This window comes from Pseudomonas sp. LBUM1660, assembly GCF_059695935.1.
On record NZ_CP166795.1, the window covers coordinates 3,341,365 to 3,358,750 of the forward strand.

Here is a 17,386-nt window from a genome sequence, read left to right on the forward strand (position 1 = left end):
CGCCGAACGCAGCCTCGCGTTGCTCGGCAGCTGCTACAGTCGTGCGCATGAATTTTATTGTCCGCCGTGCCCACTTTGACGACGCCACCGCCCTCCCCGCCATCGAGCGCTCGGCGGCGGAGCTATTTCGTTGTGACCCTTCACTGGCCTGGCTCGCCGACGCTGCGGTGCCCGATGCTGAACACCATCAACGGGCAATCGAGACGGATGACGTTTGGGTGGCGCAATCGGTCGATGGCGCTGTGATGGGATTTGTCAGTGCGGTTGAAATCGACAACGAACTGCATATTCACGAACTGTCCGTCAGCCAATACTTTCAAGGGCGGGGCGCAGGACGAAAGTTGCTGTTAGCGGCCATTGAATGTGCCCGGGATCGAGAACTCCAGGGTCTGACCCTGACCACGTTTCGCGATGTGCCATGGAATGAAGCGTTTTATCGGCGCATGGGCTTTGAAACATTGGGGCCTGCTGAAGTCGGCCCACGTTTAACCAAGGTTTTGAACGACGAAACCGTTCACGGTTTACCCGGCGAACGGCGGTGTGCGATGCGTTGGGGTTGCTAATGGATCAACTGCAGGTCGGCGCCGATCACATCGAATTCTCGTTGTGCGGCTTTCTTCAGTATATGTGCGGTGGGCAGGATGTCAGCACGCTCGTGGCGGCACAGATGAGTTTGCCGTATGCCCTCGCCGCCCGGCTGGTTCATGGTCATTGCCGGCTGTAGGCCTACGACGAGGCACAACGGGGCGACCCTCGGATTGCTGACTGGATGTCGCGCATTCGTCTTGAAGTGGATCCGCAACTGTCAGAGGATGGCGAGCCCGTCATCCGCGTGCGGACCGTGGACGGTCGGCAGGCGAGTCTTTGTGTCGACCCACCCTTGGGCGCGCCGGGGAATCCGTTGAGAATTGCTCGAAAAATTGTGGCGGCTGGACACGCTTGAATCGGTGTTTTGCCTGTGCGGGCCTCTTCGCGGGCAAGCCTCGCTCCTACAGGTCATGCGTTGATCATGCGGACACCAACAACCCGTAGGAGCGAGGCTTGCCCGTGAATGAAGGCGACTCGGTTCCACGTCGAACACAAAAAAATCTGAATAAGGACATTTGCCCCACCGTGGCCACTTACTCGCTCGTAATCCGCCGGTTGATGATCGTTTCGCTGACCATCGTCGTCAGCCGCGCCATCACCAGCCCGTTGCTCACGCTGTTCCTGAGCAACAAGCTCGGCCTCAACCAACAGGACGTCGGTTTGCTGCTGGGCATCGCGGTGTTCATCGCCACCCTGCTCGCGCTCTACGGCGGCTACATCATCGACCGCCTCGAGAAGCGTCGACTGCTGATCCTTGCGATGCTCTCCAGCGCAATTGGCTTCGTGCTGCTGACCTTCGCCGAAAACCTCTACCTGACCACCGCCACCCTGGTCATCACCGAAACCGCCTCGGCGCTGTTCCTGATCGGCTCTAAGGCGATCCTCAGCGAAAACCTGCCGATTGGCCAACGCGCCAAGGCGTTTTCCCTGCGCTACACCCTGACCAACATCGGCTACGCCACCGGCCCGATGCTCGGTGTGGTGATTGCCGGCGTGTACCCGATTGCGCCGTTCCTGATTGCCGGCGGCATCGCATTTTTCAGTATCTTCCTGATGATCGGAATCCCCAAGGATTCGGCGCAGACACCCGCAATCGGCCAGCCCCAGAGTTTTCTCAAGACGCTGATCACCCTGAAGAACGACCGCACGCTGATCATGTTCACCTGTGGTTGCCTGCTCAGTACCGTGGTCCACGGTCGATTCACCCTGTACTTGTCGCAATACTTGCTGGTAACCCATGATTCCAAGCGGGCGCTGGAAACCATGGCCGCTCTGCTCGCCTGCAACGCCATCAGCGTGATCCTGCTGCAATACCAGATCGGCCGTTTCCTCAAGCGCGAACAGCTGCGTTACTGGATCGCCGGCGGCACCAGCCTGTTTATCGTCGGGCTGATCGGCTTCAGTCTGGCCGACAGCCTGATGAGCTGGTGCGTGGCGATGTTCATTTTCACCCTCGGTGAAATGATCATTTACCCCGCCGAATTCCTCTTCGTCGACACCCTGGCCCCGGAAGAACTGCGCGGAAGTTACTACGGTGCACAGAACCTCGCGGCCCTCGGTGGTGCGCTAAGCCCGGTGATTTGCGGTTTCCTGCTGATGCACACACCGGCGCCGACGATGTTTTACGCACTGAGCGCGCTGACGGCCATGGGCGGGTGTATGTGTTTCATGAGCGGTCGCCGAGTCGCTTTACAGCAAAAATAATGCACTCAAACTGCATTAATATGAATTTGTCAGTGTTGGGAATGAACGGCACACTGTGCCTCGTTCCTCCCCCAATAGTTGGAACACCTTCAAGGGCTTTCTGGGTTTCCCAGTTAAGCCTTTTTTTTTCCTGGATTTTAGCCAACGGATCGTTTGCCTCATGCTCGCTCGCTGGTTACCTGCCGCCATCAACACCCGCCCCACCGAGTGGAGCCGTGCCGCTATCGGCATGTCCCTGGGCACGCTGTTCAGCGTCTGGCTGTGCGCGCAAGTGTTCGGCATGGAAGTGGCCCAGCATTTGATCGGGCCGCTGGGCGCATCCGCCGTGTTGCTGTTCGCCGTTTCCTCCGGCGCGCTCGCCCAGCCGTGGTCGATTCTTGCCGGATATTTGAGTGCCGGCGTCGTTTCGCTGCTGGTCGCTCACGTACTCGGACGAACCCTCGGCAGCGCATGCCTGGCGGCCGGCATGGCGCTGATTCTGATGTGCTGGCTGCGTTGCCTGCACCCACCGGCCGGAGCCTTGGCGCTGTTGTTGGTCCTGGCAGACCCGGCGACCATCGCGCTGGACTGGAAAGCCCTCGGCCCGGTGATGCTCGGCGCATCGACCCTGCTGCTCAGCGCCTTGGCGTACAACAACCTGACGCGCATTCGCTACCCCAAACGTGCCAGCGAGCCGGTGGCCGTGGTGCCGGCCGATCATCCGCCGATCGACAGCCTGGCCATTACCGCTCAGGACTTGAAACTGGCCCTGGCGGAGATGGAAGCGTTCTTCGATGTCACCTCGGAGGACCTTGAACAGCTGATCCATATCAGTGAGTTGCATGCCAAACGTCGCAGTATTGGTGAAGTGTTGTCGCGTCGCACATAACGTCACTGAACTCTGTACTTCAAAGCGCTGAAAACCCTGTGGCGAGGGGATTTATCCCCTCTGGGCCGCGAAGCGACCCCAAATCCATACACCGCAGCTTTGGCAGTTAAACCGCGTGAACAAGGATTTACGACGGCTGCGCAGCCAAACGGGGGTAAACCCCCTCGCCACAGATAGGTGCGGTCTACGGAATCTGCTTAACCCTGCGGGCCGACGTTATCCAGCACCCGGTTCGCCGTGATCTCCGCCATCATGATGCTATTGGAAATACCCAAAAGCGCGTAACGCGACTCACCCTCCAGATGATCCACCAACTGGTGCACCATCACATCGACCGAGGCCAGCGTCTCGACCAGATGCACCGCCAGGGTTTCGGTCGTGGCCTGTGGGTCTACGGAAAACAGGGTACTGCGTGTTCGCGGGGTGGCTTTGACGTCGGCATTGGACGGGAAGTGGAAGTCGAGAGCGCGTTCGGCGGCCTCGTTGAGTTTTTTGGAATCAATGGATTCGTAGGGGAAACGTCGTCCGTTTCGGGTGGATTGGGTGTTGGTTTGAACATAGGTGAAACTCCTCTCATCGTATTTGGGAGCCACCGCCCTCGCTACCAAACGACGGGTGGTGGCCATGCACAGGTTGGTAGACCGGGATGTGAGGAGACCGGCGCGCCCGAGGACGCCCTGTGCATGACCACCATAAAACAGAGACGAAAAAACGCCGTAAATGGTGATGCTTAGCACCTCACAGGAAACCCGGGGCTACCAACCCCCCATCGCTGTTCTTCAGCGACGGGGAAACGATAAAACCCAGGACCAAGGCGCACAAGCCGGCGGATTCTGGCGCAGTCGTAGGCAACGACGCAAGGATGTGTAGCCTGAGAGAGTATCTGGAGATGTCTATTAAACAACGCTGTTTAATTCTCATCTGAGCTGAAACAGAAGCGTTCTTCGATGTCTGCCGGAAGACCTTGAACAACTGATCGATATCAGTGAGTTGCGTGCCAAACGTCGCAGTATTGGTGAAGTCCTGAGCCACAGCTCCTGACCGCACTCCTCCCACTTTAAGAGCCATGCAAATATGCAGGAAGTACCTGCATATATCCCAGTTGTACATCACAAATTTGCACTGGTACGATCCGGGATCGCTCGCGCGCGAGCTTCTCTATAAAGAACAATAAAAGCAGGGAGTTAGTGATGACTGCTCAGGTTTCATCGAAGGGAACTTCGTCCATGGATGCCATGCAAAACGAAGTGCTGGCCGAGGTCCGCAACCACATCGGTCACCTGACCCTCAATCGCCCCGCCGGCCTCAACGCAATTACCCTGGACATGGTCCGCCACCTGCAGCGCCAGCTCGACGCCTGGGCGTTGGATCCGCACGTACACGCGGTGGTCTTGCGCGGTGCTGGCGAAAAGGCGTTCTGTGCCGGCGGTGACATCCGCTCGCTGTACGACAGCTTCAAGAACGGCGACACATTGCACGAAGATTTCTTCGTCGAGGAATACGCCCTCGACCTCACCATTCACCACTACCGCAAACCCGTGTTGGCCCTGATGGACGGTTTTGTCCTGGGCGGCGGCATGGGCCTGGTGCAAGGCGCTGATTTGCGGGTGGTCACCGAGAAGAGCCGTCTGGCGATGCCGGAAGTGGCCATCGGTTATTTTCCGGACGTGGGTGGCAGTCATTTCCTGCCACGGGTTCCGGGGGAATTGGGGATTTACCTGGGCGTCAGCGGCGTGCAGATTCGCGCAGCCGATGCGCTTTATTGCGGCCTGGCCGACTGGTATCTGGAAAGCGAAAAACTCAGCACCCTCGACGAGCACCTCGATCAGCTCGAATGGCACGAAACGCCGCTAAAGGACCTTCAAGGTCTGCTGGCGAAGCTCGCAGCCCAACAACTTCCCGATGCGCCACTGAGCGCGTTGCGCCCGGCCATCGACCATTTCTTCGCCCTGCCCGATGTGCCGAGTATTGTTGAGCAACTGCGTGAAGTCACGGTCGCCGACAGCCATGAATGGGCCAAGTCCACCGCCGACCTGCTGGAGAGCCGTTCGCCGCTGGCGATGGGCGTCACCCTGGAAATGCTGCGCCGTGGTCGGCACTTGAGTCTTGAAGACTGTTTCGCCCTTGAGCTGCACCTGGACCGTCAGTGGTTCGCGCGCGGCGACCTGATCGAAGGCGTGCGCGCCTTGCTGATCGATAAAGACAAGCAACCGCGCTGGAACCCGCCGACCTTGCAGGCGCTGGACGCCGAGCACGTCGCGAGTTTCTTCAGCGGTTTTGAACAGAGTGGGAACTGAACCATGCACGATATCGAATTGAGCGAAGAGCAAGTCATGATCCGCGACATGGCCCGGGACTTTGCCCGCGGCGAAATCGCGCCCCATGCGCAAGCCTGGGAGAAGGCCGGCTGGATCGATGACGGTCTGGTGGCGAAGATGGGTGAACTGGGCCTGCTGGGCATGGTGGTGCCGGAAGAATGGGGCGGCACCTATGTCGACTACGTCGCCTACGCCCTGGCGGTGGAAGAGATTTCGGCCGGCGACGGCGCCACGGGCGCGTTGATGAGCATCCACAATTCCGTGGGCTGCGGCCCGGTGCTCAACTACGGCACCGAAGAACAGAAACAGACTTGGCTGCCAGATCTGGCCAGCGGCCAGGCGATCGGCTGCTTCTGCCTGACCGAGCCGCAAGCCGGCTCCGAAGCACACAACCTGCGCACCCGCGCCGAACTGCGCGACGGGCAATGGGTGATCAACGGCGCCAAACAATTCGTCAGCAATGGCAAGCGGGCAAAACTGGCGATTGTGTTTGCCGTCACCGATCCGGACTTGGGCAAACGCGGCATCTCGGCGTTCCTGGTACCCACCGACACCGCCGGTTTTATCGTCGACCGCACCGAACACAAAATGGGCATTCGCGCCTCCGATACCTGCGCGGTGACGTTAAACAACTGCACGATTCCCGAAGCCAACCTGTTGGGTGATCGCGGCAAGGGGCTGGCCATCGCCCTGTCCAACCTCGAAGGCGGCCGCATCGGCATCGCCGCGCAAGCGTTGGGCATTGCCCGGGCGGCGTTCGAAGCCGCGCTGGCGTATTCGCGGGACCGGGTGCAGTTCGACAAACCGATCATCGAGCACCAGAGCATCGCCAATATGCTCGCTGATATGCACACCCGGCTGAACGCGGCGCGCTTGCTGATCCTGCATGCGGCGCGGTTGCGCAGTGCCGGCAAGCCGTGCCTGTCCGAGGCTTCGCAGGCCAAGCTGTTTGCATCGGAAATGGCCGAGAAGGTCTGCTCGTCGGCAATGCAGATTCATGGCGGGTATGGCTATCTGGAAGATTATCCGGTGGAGCGCTATTACCGAGATGCGCGGATTACGCAGATTTATGAAGGGTCGAGCGAGATTCAGCGGATGGTGATTGCCCGGGAGTTGAAGCACTACTTGGTTTGAAGCCTTAAAAGCTTCGCGGGCAAGCCTCGCTCCTACAAGGTTACGAGTCGTTCATGCGAACACCGATAACCTGTAGATACTCTGTTCACGGTCAAGCTTTCGCGAGATGTTTTTCGCTAAAAAGCTTGGCCGTATTAAATTCTTCTCCGGAACGCATGCATGCCCATAACCCGGTTAGGTATTTGCGCATGACCGCACCGATGGCCTGCATTTTCTTCTTGCCGCGCGCTACCAGAGCCTCGTAGAAGGCCTTCACATTCTCATCACAACGGATTGCCGTCATCGCCGGCATGAACATCGCTGCGCGCAAGTAAGCATTACCGCATTTGGACATTCGCCCTGGCCGGTTCACGCTGGTGCCTGACTGGGTCAACCTGACATCCAGGCCTGCATAGCGGCTTACCTGCGCCGATTTAAGCGTTACCGGAAGGGTCGTCAGCTCAGCCAGTGCGGCGATGGCTGAGGCCTCTCCAACGCCGGGGGCCGCCAGCATGCAGCGAAACTGCAAACTCAGATCCGGGCATTTGGCGATGGCATCACGTGCGGCTTTCTTCAAGCGATCAATCCGTGTGTCCAGCCCTGCAATCGCCTCTTTCTCATCCTCGATCAGCAGCTCCACACTCGTTTCTGTCGCTTGTAGCGCGTGTAATTCGTTTTTGGCTCGTGTTCGATGACCAATCAGCCGATTGATATGGCGGCCAATCGCACGCAACGTCATTTGATCGGTAGTAGGCGGAACCCAAAGCCTGGGAGTCATGCGCTCGCCATATTCAGCCAGCAATTGAGCGTCTATCTGGTCAGTTTTGCTGTTTTGCAGCATCACTTTTGCAAAATTGTGGAAGCTTTTGGGGTTGATCACCGAGACCGGCAGGCCGGCAGCGTGCAACTCCAATGCAAGATCCAGGTAGTAAATGCCAGTGGCCTCCATGACCACGCTCAGCGGTTTGAGACCTAACATCTTTGTCACGGCAGCCTTACGTCCTTTGGGCGTGTGCTGAATGTCCCACTGGCCTGATGTTTTACCGCTCTGCCGCCATCCCATGACAGACGTGCGCGCACCAATGTCTATGCCGATATGAATATTCATGCTTTTCACTTCCCTGACTTTCGGTAAGATTGCCCCTGGTTCCCCCGACCTCGAACTTCATGCCACTGCAACCTTGTAATGCGAAGTCCGACTTGTCGGCTTCTCGATACTCTTCGTGGTGGGCAATGAGGCGGGGGGGCCTCTCTACAGACAAGGTCAGGAGCAAATCCTGCCTTCAGGAGCGATCGGCCTCCCCCAGAAACGCACTTGCTTTTGTATGAATCCTTGAGCGTAACCTCTTTCGTTGGAATCAAGGTCAACATACAAGGAGCGTGGCTTGCCCGCGAAGGCGTCATTGAAAACGCCGTTTTATTTACCGATGAACTCCGCCTCACGCTTGGCAATAAACGCCGCCATTCCTTCCTTCTGATCCTGCGTCGCAAACGCCGCATGGAACACCCGGCGCTCAAAGCGCACACCTTCCGACAGGCTCACCTCAAACGCGCGGTTGACGCTTTCCTTGACCATCATCGCAATCGGCAGCGACTTCTTGGCGATCAACGCCGCCACTTTAAGCGCTTCTTCCAGCAGTTCATCCGCCGGCACGATTCGCGCGACGATCCCGCAGCGCTCGGCTTCTACCGCATCAATCAAACGTCCGCTCAGGCACATTTCCATGGCCTTGGCCTTGCCAACGGCGCGGGTCAGGCGTTGGGTGCCGCCCATACCCGGCAGCACACCGAGGTTGATTTCCGGCTGGCCGAATTTCGCATTGTCGCCGGCCAGAATGAAATCGCACATCAGCGCCAGTTCACAGCCACCACCCAGGGCGAAACCGTTGACCGCGGCAATGATCGGCTTGCGGCGGTTGGCCACGCGATCGCTGTCGCTGAACAGGTCGTCGAGGTAGATCTGTGGGTAGGTCAGCTCGGCCATTTCCTTGATGTCGGCGCCGGCGGCGAAGGCTTTTTTCGAGCCGGTCAGCACGATGCAGCCGATGTTCGAATCGGCTTCCAGGCCATCGAGGGCGTGGTTCAGTTCGCTGACGATCTGCGCATTCAGCGCGTTCAGCGCCTGCGGACGGTTGAGGGTGATCAGGCCTACACGACCGTGGGTTTCCAGCAAAATTGTTTCGTAACTCATAACCAACTCCTGTTTTACAAAAAGCTCGATCTCTGTAGCAGCTGTCGAGTGAAACGAGGCTGCGTTCCGTTGATCTTGCTCGTTAAAACAACCTCAAAAGATCGCAGCCTCGTTTCACTCGACAGCTGCTACAGGTTCTTTTTAAAGATTGCGCGAAATAACCATGCGCTGAATATCGCTGGTGCCTTCGTAGATCTGGCACACCCGCACGTCACGGTAGATCCGCTCCAGCGGGAAGTCATTCAGGTAACCGTAACCGCCAAGGGTTTGCAACGCCGAGGAACAGACCTTCTCGGCCATTTCCGAGGCGAACAGCTTGGCCATGGACGCTTCGACCAAGGCCGGTTTGCCGCTGTCCCTTAATGCCGCTGCGTAATGCACCATTTGCCGGGCGACGGCAATCTGGGTCGCCATGTCTGCCAGACGGAACGCGACCGCCTGGTGTTCGATGATCGGCTTGCCGAAGCTCTCACGCTCACGGGCGTAATCGCGGGCCGCTTCAAACGCAGCGCGGGCCATGCCAACCGATTGCGAGGCGATGCCGACGCGGCCGCCTTCGAGGTTGGCCAAGGCGATCCGGTAACCTTCGCCCTCCTCACCCAGTCGATTGGCCACCGGGACTTTCACGTCTTCGAACAGGATCTGACAAGTGTCGGAGGCGTGCTGACCGAGTTTGTCTTCAACCCGTGCGACTTTGTAGCCCGGTGAATCGGTCGGCACGATCAGCGCCGTGATGCCGCGCTTGCCGGCGCTCGGGTCGGTGACAGCAAACACGATCACCACACCGGCGTTCTGCCCGGAAGTGATGAACTGCTTGCAGCCGTTGAGCACGTAGTGATCGCCTTCCAGACGCGCACGGGTTTTCAGGCCGCTGGCGTCGGAGCCTGCCTGCGGTTCGGTCAGGGCAAAGGCGCCGAGCATCGCGCCGCTGGCCAGTGGCTTGAGAAAGCGTTCTTTCTGATCGTCGTTGCCGTACTTGAGGATCGGTACGCAACCCACTGAGTTGTGAACGCTCATGATCGTCGAGCAGGCGCCGTCACCGGCGGCGATTTCTTCCAGGGCCATGGCGTAGGCCAGGTAACCGGTGTCGCAACCGCCCCACTCCTCCGGCACCAGCATGCCGAAGAAGCCCAGTTCGGCCATCTCACCGATGGCTTCCTTGGGGAAGCGGTGTTCGCGGTCCCACTCGGCGGCGAACGGTTTCAATCGTTCCTGGGCAAACTGCCGGGCGGCGTCGCTGATCTGAAGTTGTTCGTCGTTGGGAATCATGGTGAATCCTTAAAATCCGGAGTACGGCACAAAACTCTGTGGGAGCCAGCCTGCTGGCGATGGCGTCGTGTCAGTCAATATCTACTTTTATGACACACCCTCATCGCCAGCAGGCTGGCTCCCACAGGGGTGAGGTTGGCCTAGTACAGGCATTCCACAGCCATGGCCGTGGCTTCACCGCCGCCGATGCAGATCGCTGCAACGCCGCGTTTCAGGCCTTTCTGGCGCAGGGCCGAGAGCAGGGTCACGAGAATCCGCGCACCAGACGCACCGATCGGGTGGCCGAGGGCGCAAGCGCCGCCGTGCACGTTGATCTTCTCGTGGGGGATTTCCAGTTTAGTCATGGTCACCAGACTGACCACCGCGAACGCTTCGTTGACTTCGAACAACTCGACGTCGTCCACGGACCAGCCGGTTTTCTTCATCAGCTTCTTGATCGCGCCCACCGGTGCTACCGGGAACAGGCCCGGGGTATCGGCAAACGCAGCGTGGCCGTGAATCACCGCCAGCGGTTTGAGACCTTGTTTATGTGCTTCGGAACGGCGCATCAGCACCAATGCAGCCGCGCCGTCGGAGATCGAACTGGAGTTGGCCGCTGTCACTGTGCCGCCTTCGCGGAACGCCGGTTTCAGCGAGGTAATCTTGTCCAGTTTGGCTTTCGGTGGTTGTTCGTCGTTGCTGATCAGCACCTGCTCTTTACCGACAGTCACGGTAATCGGCACGATCTCGTCCTTGAAGCTGCCGTCCTTGATCGCCTGCTGCGCGCGGGTGGTCGAGGCAATGGCGAATGCGTCCTGAGCTTCGCGGCTGAAACCGTTGGTTTCGGCGCAATCCTCGGCGAAGGTGCCCATCAGGCGGCCTTTGTCGTAGGCATCTTCCAGACCGTCGAGGAACATGGAGTCGAGCACGCGGCCATGGCCCATGCGGTAACCGCTGCGAGCGCGGTCCAGCAGGTACGGCGCGTTGGACATGCTTTCCATGCCGCCCGCGACAACCACGTCAGCGCTGCCGGCAACGAGCATGTCGTGGGCCAGAATCGCTGCTTCCATGCCCGAGCCGCACATCTTGTTCAGGGTGGTGCAGCGGGTCGATTTATCCAGCCCCGCACCCAGCGCAGCTTGCCGCGCCGGTGCCTGACCAAGCCCTGCGGGCAATACGCAGCCAAAGAGCACTTCTTCGACCGACTCAGGCGCAATACCAGCGCGCTCGACCGCCGCGCGAATCGCGGCAGCACCCAGTTGCGGTGCGGTCAGGCTTTTCAGTTCGCCCTGAAAACCGCCCATCGGGGTGCGGACAGCGCTGACGATAACGATGGGATCGTTGGCAATAGTCATGACAAATCTCCTTACTTGGCGGCCATGCGCAAGGCACCGTCGAGACGGATCACCTCGCCATTGAGCATGCTGTTTTCAATGATATGCCTGACCAGCGCGGCATACTCGCCCGGTTTGCCCAGACGTGGCGGGAACGGCACACCGGCCGCCAGGGAAGCGCGGACTTCCGGGGTCATGCCGGCCATCATCGGCGTTTCAAAAATGCCGGGGGCGATGGTCATCACGCGGATGCCGAAACGCGCCAGTTCACGGGCGGCGGGCAAGGTCAGGCTGACGATTGCGCCTTTGGACGCGGCATACGCAGCCTGGCCGATCTGGCCGTCATAGGCCGCCGCCGAGGCGGTGTTGATGATCACGCCGCGCTCACCGTCAGCATCCGCTTCGGTTTCGGCGATGGCCGCCGAAGCCAGACGCAGCATATTGAAGCTGCCGATCAGATTGACGTTGATCACCTGGCTGAAACTGGCCAACGCGTGCGGGCCGTTCTTGCCGAGGATCTTCTCGCCACGCACGATGCCGGCGCAATTGACCAGACCGTTGAGGCCGCCGAAGGCTTTTACCGTCGCCTTGACCGCGGCTTCGGCGGCTGATTCGTCGCTGATGTCGGCCACTACGCTTTGCGCGCCGAGACGTTCAGCCTGGGTCGCAACCGCCTCGGCGTTCATGTCCACCAGCATTACTTTGGCGCCGGCCGCGACCAGCATTTCAGCGGTGGCCGCACCGAGGCCCGAGGCACCGCCGGTGACGAGAAAAACCTTGTTTTCGATCTGCATCATTGTGTCCTTGATTCAAGCTTGAACGTTCTTCACCGCGGCCTCTTGAGCCTTGGCGATTTCATGGTTGCGCAAGATAAAGCGCTGCAATTTGCCGCTTGGGGTTTTCGGCAACTCGCTGACAAATTCGATTTCACGCGGGTACGAATGCGCCGCCAGGCGCTTGCGCACGTGTTGGCGCAGTTCTTCGGCCAGCTCCGGTGTCGGGCGGTATTGCTCACAAATCACCACGAAGGCTTTGACCAGTTCGGTGCGTTCCGGATCGGGCTTGCCAACGACGGCGGCTTCGATCACTGACGGGTGTTCGATCAACGCACTTTCCACATCGAACGGGCCGACGCGGTAGCCGGAAGTGGTAATCACGTCATCGCTGCGGCCGACGAAACTGATGCTGCCGTCCGGGTTCCACTCGACGGTGTCACCACTCAGGTAATAGTTGCCAACGAAGGCTTTGGTCGGCGCGCCTTCATATCCGGCGAACCAGCACATCGGCGACTGGGTGCGGTCGATGGCAAGAATGCCTGGCTGGCCGACGCCGAGTTCCTTGTATTCATCGTCGAGCACCACGATGCGGTGGCCCGGCGAAGCAAAACCGGCGGCGCCTATGTGGATTGGATGTTCCAGGCCATGGTGGTTGCACAGGACCATGCCCAGTTCGGTCTGGCCGTAATGGTCATGAATAACCACGCCGAGGTTGTCGGCGAACCAGCGGATCACCTCCGGGTTCAGCGGCTCACCGGCGCTGCTGACGATGCGCAATTTGCCCTTGATCGACTTGGCAAATTCGTCGCCACCGGCAATCAGCAAGCGGTAGGCCGTTGGTGACCCGGTGAGGTTGGTGATGCCGTATTTGTTGATGACCCGGCAGGTGCTTTCGAGGGTGAACGGGCCATCGTAAAACGTGATCGGATGCCCCATCGCCATGGGCCCGGTGACGCCGAAATAGATGCCGTAGGCCCAGCCCGGATCGGCCACGTTCCAGAACGCATCTTCGGGGCGCAGGTCCACGGCGTCGCGGGTGTAGCTCTGGAAAGCGACGATGGCTTTGAGCGGCACCGACAGGGCTTTCGACGGGCCGGTGGTGCCCGAGGTGAACATCAGCAGGAACGGGTCTTCGCCGGTCAGCAACACCGGTTCGCACTTGGAGGTATGATTGGCCAGTTCGGCCCAGAAACTGTAATCGCCACGGACGATGCCTTGGCCTTTCGCACCGGCGACGGTAACGATAGTCGGGCAGTCGGCGACTTCAACGAGTTTGGGGCGATTGACCGCGTCGGTGACCACCACTTTGGCCCCGGAGCAACTGAGGCGGTGCTCGATGGCTTTCGGGCCGAAGGCGGTGAACAGCGGCTGATAGACCGCGCCGATGCGCCAAGTGGCGAAGACGGTGATCAGCAATTCGATGTTGCGTGGCAGCAGGCCGGCAACCTTGTCGCCTTTTTTCACGCCCTGGGCCAGGAGGAAGTTGGCAAACCGCGCGGCTTTGTCCTGCAGGTCGCTGAAGGTGTACGTCGCGCTGGCGCCGTCGCGACCTTCCCAGAACAGTGCAATGCGCCCCGGCAAGGCATGCCGGTCGCAACACTCGACGCAAGCGTTGAGGGCAGTCAAATCACCGACAAGGGCGGCGTCGACGGTGTGCTGATAATTGAACTGTGATGTGGCAGACAAGTATTCGCGCATTGCCAGAATCCCTCTGTATTTTTATTAGGTTGGGGGAACCGTAAAAACCACAGAAATACTCGCCCCGCGGGGGGATTGGGGCAATGGTCAAAGCTATCAAGTTGTTTGACTGGTTTGGCCAAGGTTCAAGAGAGGTTTTGCCTGTGCTGGCGCCTTCGCGGGCAAGTCAACCCAAACCCCGGATCAGTGGGCTTCGTTAAGAATCAAACTCCGATAATGCCCCGGATTCGACCCCGACCACTTGCGAAACGCCTTGTAGAACGAGCTCGCATCGGCAAATCCCAACCGCGTGGCGATTTCGGCGAAGCTGATGTGCGGTTCGGCCAGCCACACAATCGCCAACTCCTTGCGCACGCTGTCCTTGAGCCCTTGATAGGTCTGACCTTCTTCCGCCAGCCGCCGACGCAAGGTCGAGGCCGACATGCACAGTTGCTGCGCCAAAGGCTCGGTCTCCGGCCACTGTTCGGCAGGCAACTGGCGCAAATCATGCTTGATCCGGCTCGCCAGGCTTTCCGGGTCGCGGTACTTGACCAGAATATTCGCCGGCGCATGGGCCAGGAACCGCTTGAGCTCTTCCGGGCTGCGCTTGATCGGCAGGTCCAGGCAATCGGCGGAGAAAATCATCCGCGTGCGGGGCCGGTCGAAACGCAGGTTCTCGGAGAACATCACCTGATAGTCATCGCAGAAGTCCGGCGCCGCACAGCGCAATTCGATGGCCAGAATCGGTATGCGCCGCCCGGCCAGCCAACAGGCAACGCCGTGAACGATCATCCAGTAAGTGAAATAGGTGAAGGCACGGCGCGGGTCCTGATCGTCTTCCAGCAACACGATCTCCGCCAGGCTTTGCTGACGAACCAGCTGCGCGGGCATGCGTTCGAGCATCAACGACAGGAAACTCAGGCCTGACATCAGGCCGGCCGCCAGGCTCGGCTGGATCATCGAGCTGCGGCAGAGAAACTCAAGACTGCCGGATTTGAGCTTGCGCGGGTCCATGCCAAAAAATTCATCGTCCCCGCGCCGGGCCAGCAAGCGCCATAGCCGCGCATATGCAGTGGCCGGGACCCGGGCATCGCTGGTTTGCAGCAGCGCCGGATCGATGCCGACCTTGTTCAATACCTCGTCGGTGGCGGCTCCGGGGGCGCAGCTTTGCAACAGGGCTTCGCGCACCAGTTGAATGGCGATGGTGTCTTTTTCCGACATTGAGCGAGGTGGGCCTTGATCTTGTTTGAGTGCCGGCATATTAGCGTACAGCGACCCAATCCTGTAGGAGCGAGCGGTGCGGCGATCCGACTTGCCCGCGAAGCAGGCGACTCGGTCTTGCCCTGAAATCGCGTAATCGTTCTTCGCGGGCAAGCCTCGCTCCTACAGGGGATGGGGTGATCTTTAGAGTTGTTCAGGTTAGGTTCAGGTAAATGTCAATGAATGCCATTTGGGAATGAGTGTCATTATGTTACAACTTAGCACCCTATCTAATTCCGAGTCGGTGCTGAATGCTTGTTCCTTTTCTGATCATGCTGCGCGAAGGCATTGAAGCCGCGTTGATCGTTGGCATCATCGCCAGCTACCTGAAGCAGACCGGCCGTGGCCAGTGGATGCCCGCCGTATGGATTGGTGTGTTCCTCGCCGTTGCGCTGGCTTTGCTGGTGGGCGGTGGCCTGGAGCTGGTCAGCGCCGAATTTCCGCAGAAACAACAGGAACTGTTTGAAGGCGTGGTCGGCCTGGTGGCCGTCGGCATTCTCAGCTCCATGGTCTTCTGGATGCGCAAAGTGGCGCGTTCGATCAAGCACTCACTGCACGTCTCCCTCGACCACGCGCTCACCGGCTCCAAACACCAGGTCACGGCACTGATCGCCATGGTGTTTTTCGCCGTGGCCCGGGAAGGTCTGGAGACGGTGTTCTTCCTGCTCGCGGTATTCCAGCAGAGCGAAGGCCCGGCGGCACCGATCGGTGCCCTCCTCGGCCTGATCCTGGCAATCATTGTCGGCTTCCTGATCTACACCGGCAGCATGCGCCTGAACCTCGGCGCGTTCTTCCGCTGGACCGGTCTGTTCATCCTGGTGGTGGCGGCCGGCATTCTGGCCAACTCGGTGCAGGCCCTGCATGAAGCCGGTCTGTGGAATCACCTGCAAACCGTGCTTTTTGACTTCAGTGCAACGCTGCCGATGGACGGCCCGGTAGGTTCGGTGATGGCCGGCATGTTCGGTTACCAGGACGCGCCGACGGTCAGCACCCTCGGGGCTTATCTGATTTATCTGGTAGTGGCGTTGGTGATGTTCTTTCTCCCTGCGCCCGTACTCGCTAAACAACCCTCTTCCGTTTCCAGCCAGTAAGGGCACCCATGCCAAATCAAGCCCCTCCCCAGGCCTCGCCTCCCCGCGCCTTGCACTGGGCGGTGGCCGGTTCGGTGATCGTGATGATCGCCGCCGGTGGCCTGTTCTACTACGCCTCGAAAATAGCGGCGGCCAAGCGCCAGCCCCACCATGACGAAGTGGTGGTGACCATTCACTCGCACAGCTGCGAGCCGAATGCGCTGACCGTTCCGGCAGGCCGCGCCAGTTTCCGCATCGTCAATCGCTCGGACCGGGCGGTGGAGTGGGAAATTCTCGACGGCGTGCTGGTGGTCGAAGAACGGGAAAACATCGCGCCGGGCCTGAGCCAGGTCATCAATGCCAACCTGCTGCCCGGCGACTACGCGATCACCTGTGGACTGCTGAGTAACCCGCGCGGCACTCTGCACGTGACGGCGACCGCCGCTTCCGACGCCGCCGCCAAGGCCAAACCGTCGATGGTCGCGTTCGTGGGGCCGTTGTCCGAGTTTCGTGTCTACCTGAGCAGCCAAAGCAGCGCGCTGATCAAAGCCGTCGCCGCCCTTGAGCAGGCCATCGCGGCTGGCGATCTGAGCCAGGCACAAGCGCTGTATGTGCCCGCCCGCGCCGCCTATCAACGGATCGCCCCGGCCGCCCAGCGTCTGGCTGAACTGGACAACGCCATCAATGCCCGCGCCGATTACTTCGAGAAACGCGAGCAGGATCCGGCCTTCAGCGGCTTCCACCGCATCGAGTACGCGCTGTTCCAGCAACGCAATCTCGACGGCCTAGCGCCGGTTGCCCTGCGCTTGAGCAGCGACGTCACCACGCTCAAACAGCAACTGCTCGCCCAGTCGCTGCCGCCGGAGCAACTGGTGAGTATTGTCGTGCGCAATCTGCACAGCCTCGCCGATGTGCGTGCCAGCAGCGGTGAAGAAGAACGCTACAGCCACACCAACCTGAACGGTTTCGCCTCCAACCTCTTCGCTGCGCGCAAAGTCGTCGACCTGTTGCGCCCGTTGCTGACCAAGTCCGCCGCCGAGTTGCTGCCGAAGATCGACAGCGCGATCACCGCCCTCGACGCCGAACTCAATGGGTTGAAGGTCCAGGACGGCTACGCGAGCTACGACACGGTCACTGCCGAGCAGCGTAAACAAATCGCCAACAAGGCCAAGGCGCTGGCCGACGCACTCGATGGAATCGATCCCGCCCTTGGCCTTTCCGGCCTTTAAGCAGAAGACT

Annotated in this window: 14 protein-coding genes and 3 pseudogenes; 9 read left to right on the forward strand and 8 right to left on the reverse strand. The window is 59.8% G+C overall.

Features of this window, described 5'->3' with window-relative positions; all coding sequences use genetic code 11:
- The first annotated feature begins 47 nt into the window (after window positions 1–47).
- The 4 genes and pseudogenes from ACA068_RS15725 (at window position 48) to ACA068_RS15740 (ending at window position 3,160) form a co-directional block, all read left to right on the forward strand.
- Window positions 48–563: a GNAT family N-acetyltransferase gene (locus ACA068_RS15725; protein WP_497302997.1), complete on the forward strand. Its 516-nt coding sequence runs from the start codon at window positions 48–50 to the stop codon at window positions 561–563.
- Window positions 545–1,007, forward strand: a pseudogene (locus ACA068_RS15730) (MmgE/PrpD family protein); the annotation flags it as partial. The gene ACA068_RS15725 and the pseudogene ACA068_RS15730, both read left to right, overlap by 19 nt.
- Window positions 1,008–1,113: 106 nt before the next feature.
- Entirely contained in the window at window positions 1,114–2,292 is a 1,179-nt protein-coding gene (locus ACA068_RS15735; protein ID WP_497302999.1) for an MFS transporter, read from the forward strand.
- A 160-nt stretch (window positions 2,293–2,452) separates the two neighbouring features.
- Window positions 2,453–3,160 (forward strand): HPP family protein, encoded by a 708-nt coding sequence (locus ACA068_RS15740; RefSeq protein ID WP_497303001.1) that lies wholly within the window; start codon window positions 2,453–2,455, stop codon window positions 3,158–3,160.
- Between the two features lie 197 nt (window positions 3,161–3,357).
- On the opposite strand, the pseudogene ACA068_RS15745 reads toward ACA068_RS15740, so the two are convergent.
- A pseudogene (locus ACA068_RS15745) lies at window positions 3,358–3,719 on the reverse strand (DUF6124 family protein).
- A gap of 366 nt (window positions 3,720–4,085) precedes the next feature.
- Between ACA068_RS15745 and ACA068_RS15750 the strand changes: the two are divergent.
- From ACA068_RS15750 to ACA068_RS15760, 3 genes and pseudogenes are all read left to right on the forward strand, one after another.
- A pseudogene (locus ACA068_RS15750) lies at window positions 4,086–4,201 on the forward strand (HPP family protein); the annotation flags it as partial.
- Between the two features lie 149 nt (window positions 4,202–4,350).
- Complete coding sequence (locus tag ACA068_RS15755) at window positions 4,351–5,457, forward strand: enoyl-CoA hydratase/isomerase family protein (protein ID WP_497303003.1); 1,107 nt, start codon at window positions 4,351–4,353, stop codon at window positions 5,455–5,457.
- Window positions 5,458–5,460: 3 nt separating this feature from the next.
- On the forward strand, window positions 5,461–6,612 hold the full coding sequence (locus ACA068_RS15760; protein ID WP_497303005.1) for an acyl-CoA dehydrogenase family protein: 1,152 nt from the start codon (window positions 5,461–5,463) through the stop codon (window positions 6,610–6,612).
- A gap of 91 nt (window positions 6,613–6,703) precedes the next feature.
- Here ACA068_RS15760 and ACA068_RS15765 read toward each other — a convergent pair whose 3' ends face one another.
- The 7 genes from ACA068_RS15765 to ACA068_RS15795 form a co-directional block, all read right to left on the reverse strand.
- Complete coding sequence (locus tag ACA068_RS15765) at window positions 6,704–7,699, reverse strand: IS110 family RNA-guided transposase (protein WP_497303007.1); 996 nt, start codon at window positions 7,697–7,699, stop codon at window positions 6,704–6,706.
- Between the two features lie 309 nt (window positions 7,700–8,008).
- Window positions 8,009–8,782: an enoyl-CoA hydratase gene (locus tag ACA068_RS15770; protein ID WP_497303009.1), complete on the reverse strand. Its 774-nt coding sequence runs from the start codon at window positions 8,780–8,782 to the stop codon at window positions 8,009–8,011.
- 141 nt (window positions 8,783–8,923) lie between these two features.
- Window positions 8,924–10,051, reverse strand: coding sequence for an acyl-CoA dehydrogenase (locus ACA068_RS15775; RefSeq protein WP_109631727.1), 1,128 nt, complete (start codon window positions 10,049–10,051; stop codon window positions 8,924–8,926).
- 140 nt (window positions 10,052–10,191) lie between these two features.
- On the reverse strand, window positions 10,192–11,385 hold the full coding sequence (locus ACA068_RS15780; RefSeq protein ID WP_497303011.1) for an acetyl-CoA C-acyltransferase: 1,194 nt from the start codon (window positions 11,383–11,385) through the stop codon (window positions 10,192–10,194).
- Between the two features lie 11 nt (window positions 11,386–11,396).
- A complete protein-coding gene (locus ACA068_RS15785; protein WP_497303013.1) occupies window positions 11,397–12,158 on the reverse strand; it encodes a 3-hydroxyacyl-CoA dehydrogenase in 762 nt (253 codons plus the stop codon).
- 15 nt (window positions 12,159–12,173) lie between these two features.
- Window positions 12,174–13,838 carry an AMP-binding protein gene (locus ACA068_RS15790; RefSeq protein WP_497303015.1) on the reverse strand — a complete coding sequence of 555 codons (1,665 nt, stop codon included), beginning with the start codon at window positions 13,836–13,838 and terminating at the stop codon, window positions 12,174–12,176.
- A 183-nt stretch (window positions 13,839–14,021) separates the two neighbouring features.
- The gene (locus ACA068_RS15795; RefSeq protein ID WP_497303017.1) at window positions 14,022–15,038 is read right to left on the reverse strand and encodes an AraC family transcriptional regulator; all 1,017 of its coding nucleotides are present in this window, start codon (window positions 15,036–15,038) and stop codon (window positions 14,022–14,024) included.
- 290 nt (window positions 15,039–15,328) lie between these two features.
- Between ACA068_RS15795 and efeU the strand changes: the two genes are divergently transcribed.
- Together efeU and efeO are read left to right on the forward strand one after the other, a co-directional pair.
- On the forward strand, window positions 15,329–16,168 hold the full coding sequence (gene efeU, locus ACA068_RS15800) for an iron uptake transporter permease EfeU (RefSeq protein WP_497303019.1): 840 nt from the start codon (window positions 15,329–15,331) through the stop codon (window positions 16,166–16,168).
- 8 nt (window positions 16,169–16,176) lie between these two features.
- Window positions 16,177–17,376: an iron uptake system protein EfeO gene (gene efeO, locus ACA068_RS15805; RefSeq protein WP_497303021.1), complete on the forward strand. Its 1,200-nt coding sequence runs from the start codon at window positions 16,177–16,179 to the stop codon at window positions 17,374–17,376.
- Window positions 17,377–17,386: the final 10 nt, after the last annotated feature.

What these genes read in the sequence shown, in the direction of transcription:
- ACA068_RS15725 (WP_497302997.1), top strand. Translation starts at nt 48, where the DNA reads ATGAATTTTATTGTCCGCCGTGCCCACTTTGACGACGCCACCGCCCTC.
- ACA068_RS15740 (WP_497303001.1), top strand. Translation starts at nt 2,453, where the DNA reads ATGCTCGCTCGCTGGTTACCTGCCGCCATCAACACCCGCCCCACCGAG.
- ACA068_RS15755 (WP_497303003.1), top strand. Translation starts at nt 4,351, where the DNA reads ATGACTGCTCAGGTTTCATCGAAGGGAACTTCGTCCATGGATGCCATG.
- ACA068_RS15760 (WP_497303005.1), top strand. Translation starts at nt 5,461, where the DNA reads ATGCACGATATCGAATTGAGCGAAGAGCAAGTCATGATCCGCGACATG.
- ACA068_RS15765 (WP_497303007.1), bottom strand. Translation starts at nt 7,699, where the DNA reads ATGAATATTCATATCGGCATAGACATTGGTGCGCGCACGTCTGTCATG.
- ACA068_RS15770 (WP_497303009.1), bottom strand. Translation starts at nt 8,782, where the DNA reads ATGAGTTACGAAACAATTTTGCTGGAAACCCACGGTCGTGTAGGCCTG.
- ACA068_RS15775 (WP_109631727.1), bottom strand. Translation starts at nt 10,051, where the DNA reads ATGATTCCCAACGACGAACAACTTCAGATCAGCGACGCCGCCCGGCAG.
- ACA068_RS15780 (WP_497303011.1), bottom strand. Translation starts at nt 11,385, where the DNA reads ATGACTATTGCCAACGATCCCATCGTTATCGTCAGCGCTGTCCGCACC.
- ACA068_RS15785 (WP_497303013.1), bottom strand. Translation starts at nt 12,158, where the DNA reads ATGCAGATCGAAAACAAGGTTTTTCTCGTCACCGGCGGTGCCTCGGGC.
- ACA068_RS15790 (WP_497303015.1), bottom strand. Translation starts at nt 13,838, where the DNA reads ATGCGCGAATACTTGTCTGCCACATCACAGTTCAATTATCAGCACACC.
- ACA068_RS15795 (WP_497303017.1), bottom strand. Translation starts at nt 15,038, where the DNA reads ATGTCGGAAAAAGACACCATCGCCATTCAACTGGTGCGCGAAGCCCTG.
- efeU (WP_497303019.1), top strand. Translation starts at nt 15,329, where the DNA reads ATGCTTGTTCCTTTTCTGATCATGCTGCGCGAAGGCATTGAAGCCGCG.
- efeO (WP_497303021.1), top strand. Translation starts at nt 16,177, where the DNA reads ATGCCAAATCAAGCCCCTCCCCAGGCCTCGCCTCCCCGCGCCTTGCAC.